8 protein-coding genes and 1 pseudogene are annotated in these 6,805 nt (G+C 39.5%); 4 read left to right on the forward strand and 5 right to left on the reverse strand.

Features of this window, described 5'->3' with window-relative positions:
- The coding region (gene ytpR, locus LC574_RS19770) for a YtpR family tRNA-binding protein (RefSeq protein ID WP_368736711.1) at nucleotides 1-482 on the reverse strand (482 nt) is incomplete at its 3' end.
- Between the two features lie 526 nt (nucleotides 483-1,008).
- Between ytpR and LC574_RS19775 the strand changes: the two genes are divergently transcribed.
- From LC574_RS19775 to LC574_RS19785, 3 genes are all read left to right on the forward strand, one after another.
- Nucleotides 1,009-1,485 carry a hypothetical protein gene (locus LC574_RS19775; RefSeq protein WP_229455071.1) on the forward strand — a complete coding sequence of 159 codons (477 nt, stop codon included), beginning with the start codon at nucleotides 1,009-1,011 and terminating at the stop codon, nucleotides 1,483-1,485.
- Between the two features lie 327 nt (nucleotides 1,486-1,812).
- Entirely contained in the window at nucleotides 1,813-2,079 is a 267-nt protein-coding gene (locus LC574_RS19780) for a type II toxin-antitoxin system ParD family antitoxin (RefSeq protein ID WP_229455072.1), read from the forward strand.
- Nucleotides 2,076-2,381 (forward strand): type II toxin-antitoxin system RelE/ParE family toxin, encoded by a 306-nt coding sequence (locus tag LC574_RS19785; protein ID WP_306422138.1) that lies wholly within the window; start codon nucleotides 2,076-2,078, stop codon nucleotides 2,379-2,381. The genes LC574_RS19780 and LC574_RS19785 overlap by 4 nt, the downstream gene beginning before the upstream one ends.
- On the opposite strand, the gene LC574_RS19790 is transcribed toward LC574_RS19785, so the two are convergent.
- Together LC574_RS19790 and LC574_RS19795 are read right to left on the reverse strand one after the other, a co-directional pair.
- Nucleotides 2,353-2,607 carry a hypothetical protein gene (locus LC574_RS19790; RefSeq protein WP_229455073.1) on the reverse strand — a complete coding sequence of 85 codons (255 nt, stop codon included), beginning with the start codon at nucleotides 2,605-2,607 and terminating at the stop codon, nucleotides 2,353-2,355. The two genes, LC574_RS19785 and LC574_RS19790, sit on opposite strands and share 29 nt — an antisense overlap.
- A 353-nt stretch (nucleotides 2,608-2,960) precedes the next feature.
- Entirely contained in the window at nucleotides 2,961-3,176 is a 216-nt protein-coding gene (locus tag LC574_RS19795) for a hypothetical protein (RefSeq protein WP_229455074.1), read from the reverse strand.
- 501 nt (nucleotides 3,177-3,677) lie between these two features.
- Between LC574_RS19795 and LC574_RS19800 the strand changes: the two genes are divergently transcribed.
- A complete protein-coding gene (locus LC574_RS19800; protein ID WP_229455075.1) occupies nucleotides 3,678-4,826 on the forward strand; it encodes a hypothetical protein in 1,149 nt (382 codons plus the stop codon).
- Nucleotides 4,827-5,335: 509 nt separating this feature from the next.
- On the opposite strand, the pseudogene LC574_RS39140 reads toward LC574_RS19800, so the two are convergent.
- Together LC574_RS39140 and LC574_RS19810 are read right to left on the reverse strand one after the other, a co-directional pair.
- A pseudogene (locus LC574_RS39140) lies at nucleotides 5,336-5,446 on the reverse strand (type II toxin-antitoxin system VapB family antitoxin); the annotation flags it as partial.
- Between the two features lie 146 nt (nucleotides 5,447-5,592).
- The coding region (locus LC574_RS19810) for a response regulator (RefSeq protein WP_229455077.1) at nucleotides 5,593-6,805 on the reverse strand (1,213 nt) is incomplete at its 5' end.

Consider the following 6,805-nt stretch of genomic DNA (forward strand, 5'->3'; position numbering starts at 1 on the left):
TCTAAAATTACATCATCTAAACCCAACAACGGACGCACATCACTACCTAATGGTAGATTTTCCTGGGTAAAAATATGAATTCCGTCTACATCGGTGGGCAAACCGAGTTCCTTTAAAGAACAAATCATCCCTTGAGATGGGACACCGCGCAGTTTTGCAGGTTTAATTTTTAAATCAATGTTGGGTAAGTAAGTACCCGTAGTTGCTACTGGCACATAAATATCTGCCTTCACATTGGCAGCACCACAGACAATATTTAAAGTCTCACCTGTACCAATATCTACTTGGCAAACACTCAATTTATCGGCGTTGGGATGGGGTTGACGCTCAAGCACTTTCCCTATAACAACGCCATTTGCCCAAGTGCGGCGGTCTTCAATCTCTTCAACCTCAAACCCCGCCATTGTCAGGGTTTCGGCTAATTCTTCTGGACTAAGTTTTATCTCTACTAGTTCGCGCAGCCAATTTAGAGAAATACGCATGGAGTGTGCTTGTTTTAGGAATCGTCTTTTGCTCTTATTTTAAGGTGCAAGAAGCGATCAATGGCTACTCATCGCGCAAGGCGTACCCTTTCACTTGAACAATCCTACTACGTTAGACTGGCAAAACAATATATTACAAAAAATTGAGCTAATTAGGTAAGAGATGCGATCGTAAAGAATAGTAGTGCTAAGAGTTGCAAATATTTAAGTAGAAATTTTGAGTATCGGAAAAGAAATCATCCAATAAGTCATTTAGATTATCAGCAATTATTTGTAAAAACCCTGGAACGATTCATTTCTAAGCTCTTTGCCAAGTTTAGACTTCGTTACATATATTGATTTTTTAACGCCGACTTACTTAAAATTAGTAGCCCCAAATACTTGACTAATTAAATACTTTATTTGAGTATATATAGTAACTAGCAAACAGCATGAGGTAACTTTTAGTTTGAAACGTTTATGTTTGCAGTTAATAACAATTTTTAGAGGGGTTTAATCTATTATGATGAATCTGAAGAAATTATGTGTGTCTACCGTTTTGGCGGGTACTGCTCTAACTCTGACGAACTTTAAAATTAATGCTGCTCAAGCTGTTGGGCTTTCAAACAACTCATTTCAACAATCCAATCAAATAGTAACTCTTACTGGAAGAGATGATTTTAATGATGATTTAAAATACTTTCAACCAGAAAAAATGGTAGAGTTATATCCAAAAGATAACTACCTGATTGCTCAGGCATTCCCTCTAGCTACCAGAACTTTCTATTTAACCACTACAATAGGCCCGGATGGTTTCTTTTCTGTACGACATGGTTTGTCTAGTACATCCATTATTGGAATGGTAGTAGCCGCACAACGTAATAATGGAAATTGGCACACTATAGAAGCCACTAATATCGTTGACAATCGGTTTTGGTGGAATACTACAGATGTACAGGGATTCATTCAAGACCCTGGGTTTTTGTTTAGTCCTGTAAGAATTATCCTTTTTGTATATCCTTAGAAATGCCGTAGAGCTATATACAGGGTAAAGATATAACATGGGCTTGGGCTTGTTTTTCTCTATTCTTAACAAGCCCAGCTTTTTGCTGTGAGCAATTACCACGATTTTACGAGACTATCGATTTGAGCGTAGGCGTAGCCCGCCGTTGGCGAAGCCTCTCGACAGAGTTGGCATCGCTTGTTTTTGACCTGACCTCACCAAATCGCGTTGCTCCCGATTTGAACAATGGTTTACTAATTAGATATCAGACAAAAACCCGCTTCTGAGTTTTAGTGGCAACAGAAAATGTGGCTAGGTAACGCTTTTAAGTAACTAGAGGTAAAAACTATGAACATCCAACTTCAAGCGGAATACGAGCAATTTATACAAACCCGAATTGCTACAGGTAGATATGAAAATGCTGAAGATGTGATTGTCAAAGCATTGAAACTGCTGGAGTCATGGGAGAAGGGTTATCAGGAATGGGAAGAATCAACTAAGAAAAAACTAGCTGCTGGGCTGGCTTCTATAGAACGTGGAGATGTAGTAGATGGTGAAGTGGTGATGGCGCGACTGGAGGAGAAATTACGCAAAGCCCGTGAGACTCAAGGATGATGGAATACTTTATTGCCAAAGAAGCAAGCCAAGATTTAGATGAAATTTTGGATTATTTTTTAGTTCGCAATATCAACACTGGAGCAAGATTTATTCGAGAATTTAATAAGAAATGCCAAAACATAGCTCAATTCCCGAATATAGGACGAAGTTACGCCAAGTTTGACCCCAGGCTGAGAGGAATACCGTTGGATGGCTACATTATTTTTTATCGAGTTTTTGAAGATAGTGTTGTGATTGTGCGGGTAGTTAGCGGTTATCGGGATTTAGAATTTATATTTGCAGATGTGGACGGTGAGTAGATTTTTGAATTGTTAGAAAATTTTGGTGATTTGACGCAAAAATCCGAACTAGACGCGAAACCCAACCTACAAATATTATTAACCGAGTAGTATTGAGATGCGATCGCTTGAGATTAAAATCTCTAACTTGAATGCAGGGTAAAATGAGGAAATCTGTGTTTGCACCTTGAATACCGTTGCTTCGGCAAGTGTTATAAAACTCAAAAGCAAGTTCATAGTCTTCCATATCTAACTCAAGATTAGGAAATGCACGCAGATAATTTTTTAGCCGATTGTATTGGTTGGCGTTACGAATCCCTGAGGTATCTCTTGCCGAACAGCACCTAACAAAGCAACCCGACCATCAATGTCGTTAGCCCTTAAAAATAGTCGCATTCATAGCTGCTTATTGACATATAGCAATCCTAAATCATTCGTGAGAATTTGAGATAGTTATAACCCCCCTGTAGTCCCCCCAAAGCATCGGGGGGATGGCGTTAGCCAGGGGGTGAATTTTCTTACAACTCATTTAGAATCGCTATAGCGCTCTTTCATCACTCTCAGAAAACAATAATCGAAGCGGGAAACTGAAACTATTACTCAATCAAGGTTTGAAGCTTTATTTTCTAATAGAAATTCAAAAATGTTGCTAAAACCTGAAAATCGAAGTCTCATAAGCCTTGCAGCGATTGCTTTCTCCAAGACTGATGGAAGAGGGATAGATTTAGCGTAGGCGTAGCCCGTCGTATACATGGCTTTGAGACTTGGAAAATAAATTAAATGAGAAATGCTGATTTTTTCGTTGGTTTTTAACATTGGTTGCGATCAAGAGTAATTTAGATGCGTTTGCCTTGGCGATCGCAGAACTTGAATCTTTAAAACTCGATAAAACCTCACAAGTAATATTTTCTCACTCAATAGACTAAAAAAATCAGACTTCACTCTTTTTTGTAGTGTAATTACATTGCATTGTATTGTAGAACTCCAAAGAGGTAAATTTGCCCTATTTGATCCGAAAAATCACTCCTAAAACTGTCTCTAAAGCATTCACCATAAGGATTATCGGGCAATTTTATGAAATCTACCTCAACAATATCGAAAGAATAGACAATCCAATCTAAAGAATCGGCAATCCAATCTAAATTTTGTTCATTTGAAATGTAAATCTAATTTTGTATCCTTTTGCTAAGTGTGATGCTTGCTGTTTTTATTAGTATTTCTTTATTGAAAATGAAAGTAAAAAAATGCTTTCATTAATGTCGTTGATCTTCCTCTTAATAGAGGGATTTCAGTTTGGGTAATAGGAGTTTAATTCTAATGGCAACTTCTGACAATAGCAATCAAACTGTTGGGTCACAAAGTACTAACAACAATCCAACTGGTAATGGTAATTTTTCTTTCAGTGATGGCAAATGGCAGTCTACCGATGGCAGCAGTTTAGATGGTAGCGGTGGCTTTGGTAGCGGTGGCTTTGGTAGCGGTGGCTTCGGTGGCGCTGCTAGTGGTAGTAATACTTTCGCTTCCTTCATCGGTGGTGGCAACTCATCCACAACCAGTGAAGATGGAAAGTACAAATATAATTACGAGCGACCACTTGACGAGCGGGCCTTAACTGATACTAATAATCCGTTCAATCAACTCATTGGAGTCCTTGGCGGTGATATTAGTGCGTTAGGTGGCGGTAACAACCCCTTTGCTAGTGGTGGCGCATCTGGTGGTAACGCATCTGGTGGCGGTAACAACCCCTTTGCTGGTGGTAACGCATCTGGTGGCGGTAACAACCCCTTTGCTGGTGGTAACGCATCTGGTGGCGGTAACAACCCCTTTGCTGGTGGTGGCGCATCTGGTGGTAACGCATCTGGTGGCGGCAACCTCCCTGGTAACTTACCATTTGGCAACACTCCCCCCTCCAAGGAAAGTGGTAGCAACCTACCTGAAACTGGCAACGGTCAACCTGTACCTTATAAGAGTGACAACTGGATATCTGATATTCAAAAATTAGATGGTGCAAATGCTACCGGTAACAGTGGCCAAGGTAACGGTAACTGGCTATATGGTAGTAACAACACAACCGACGGTAATGGTAACTGGAATTTTGGTAGTGATAACACAACCAACGGTAACGGTAACTGGAACTTAGGCAATAACAACGACATCCTTGGTAATGCCAATACACTCCCTGGTAGTAACAACGACATCCTTGGTAGTGGCAACACTGCCAGTGTAAGTAACAGCAATCTCCTTGGAAACCGGATTGAAGCCAGTGGTGATGACAAAACACTCGTTGGTAATGAAGGCTGGAATTTCTCTGTTAGTGGCGAACTGATATCGCTAGGTAGTACTAAGCCTAGCCAACATATAGGAACTGATGTCAGCAGTTTACTCAGCAGTTCTGACCTTGTAACATCCGCCATGTCAAATCCAGGCTACAACAACCCAAATTATGATTTCTCTACCATAGCCTAAAACTTTATAGCAGACAGGAGCCAGTTTTTGCATCGGTAAGCCTGTCTATTGTGGGAATGGCCCTTTTTGCCAACTTGAGTTGATTACATTTTGAGTATAATACTTCTGGGTTAAGCTTTGCAGTTGACATTGCTCTCATTGAGCGGCGCAAGAATCAACCTTCTAGCACTTCAAAAATTTCAATCTGTAATTAACCCAAAAGTATTATTCTTTGAAATGTAGTCGGTAAGGTATAGAAAAAATAATTAACCGCAGATGAACACAAATACTCGTAGGGACACGGCAATGCCGTCTCCCTAATCCATATACATCATTAAAATACGATTTATGTGTGTGAGTAAGTAGCATAGACCTAGCATTGAAACAAGGTTATCGGAATATGCTGACTAAAATTATCAAAATCGTTATCTGTGGTTATTATTCTGTAATTTCTCCGAGCGGCTGCCGAACAAATGAGAAAAACTGGCGTCTGAGAGCTAAAGACCAGACTGAAGTATCAATAATGACTTTCATCCACTCCGACGCTGTTGCTTGTAGTCATAATCATCCTCGTATTCAATCGTGCCAAATAGCTCCAGAATTTTCAGTTGCTTTCGACGTTGTACATACTCTGGTAATGCCTCTTCTACAACGGCATCCTTAGTTGGATGACCACCAAGTTCGAGTAGCTCTCCTTAATTAAGTTTTTGTCAATTTCTAGATTAGTAGTCATGTGTAGATTATTGCACAAAGTAATGTGCAGAAAAAACTCATTGGAGTGTTTAATTTAAGTCAAATGCATAAAGACTATTTTCAGTAATTCGGCGCGGGTAAACGGTTTAGTCAAATATCCAGATGCACCGACTAATTTCGCTTTTACTTTGTCTACAATCCCTTTATTCCCAGTGACAAAGATGATAGGAGTCTTTTGAAATATTGAATTATTTCGTATAATCCTACACAACTCATAACCGTCGATTCCTAGCATGTTTAAATCCAACAAAATTAAATCCGGTTTGTGCCTTATAATTGACAAAACGGCTTTTAGTGGATCGTTAATAGTCACTACAGAAAAATTTTCATTTTCTAATAAACGACTAATTTCTTTGAGAATTGTAGGGCTATCATCTACAGAAACGATTTTGTGGGCTTTTTGTGCCGTTACAGTAGCAGCCGTTACTCTTTGGGAAGCAGGATTTATGTTATTTGATATTGTTGGTTCCTGAAAGTTCTCTTTTGGAGGAGGAGGAATCTGTGGTAATGGCTGAACAGGAGCTATATTCTCTTCAGAAATATCTGGGAAAGAGTTGACGATAGTACTTAGTTCTTTTTTGGTGTCAACTAGCTTTGGGATGAATTTTGACAAAAGCGTAGGCGTAGCCCGCACTTCTCTACGAGACGCTGCGCGTAGCTTGAGCTTGCTTCCCCGTAGGGGTACGGCTGCGCTCAGTGACCGTCGTAGACATCGCTCTTCAAATATCTTTGGTAATTTATCATAAGGTGGATCGGCTTCATGCAAGATAATCGCACCCCTAAGTATGTAAGGGTATAAAGTGCTAGCCAGTTGGATTTCATCTTGATTCAAAATTACGGCTAGATGACACAGGCTGAAACCTTTCATCCAATTAGTTAAATCTGGCTGGAGTTTTGGCAAATCTTTTTCTTCAATTTTGCTGTTAATCAACAGATATGGACGTTGATATGGAGAAGAGATTTGAGGAACAAAAGCTTGCCATTTTTTTAATCTTACTTGGCAATGTTCTAGAATTTTTTCTACATCTAACCTGCAAATCCTTGGCATTATATCAAGTGGTTCTGCTAATTCATAAGTACCTTCTTTAATTAGCAAAAATGATTCAATCACCTCTTGAACTAATTCTTGAATCAGCACTGCTGCTTGTGTAGAATGTAAATGTTGTTGACTAACAAGCCAGGATATAGCCTGATACTCAGGAGGGTGGCTTGTTGAATTGCTGTCATTTTCGATTAACTGAGTGTGT

Origin of the sequence: Nostoc sp. CHAB 5715, assembly GCF_020829685.1 — a bacterium.
Taxonomy (GTDB): Bacteria; Cyanobacteriota; Cyanobacteriia; order Cyanobacteriales; family Nostocaceae; genus Nostoc.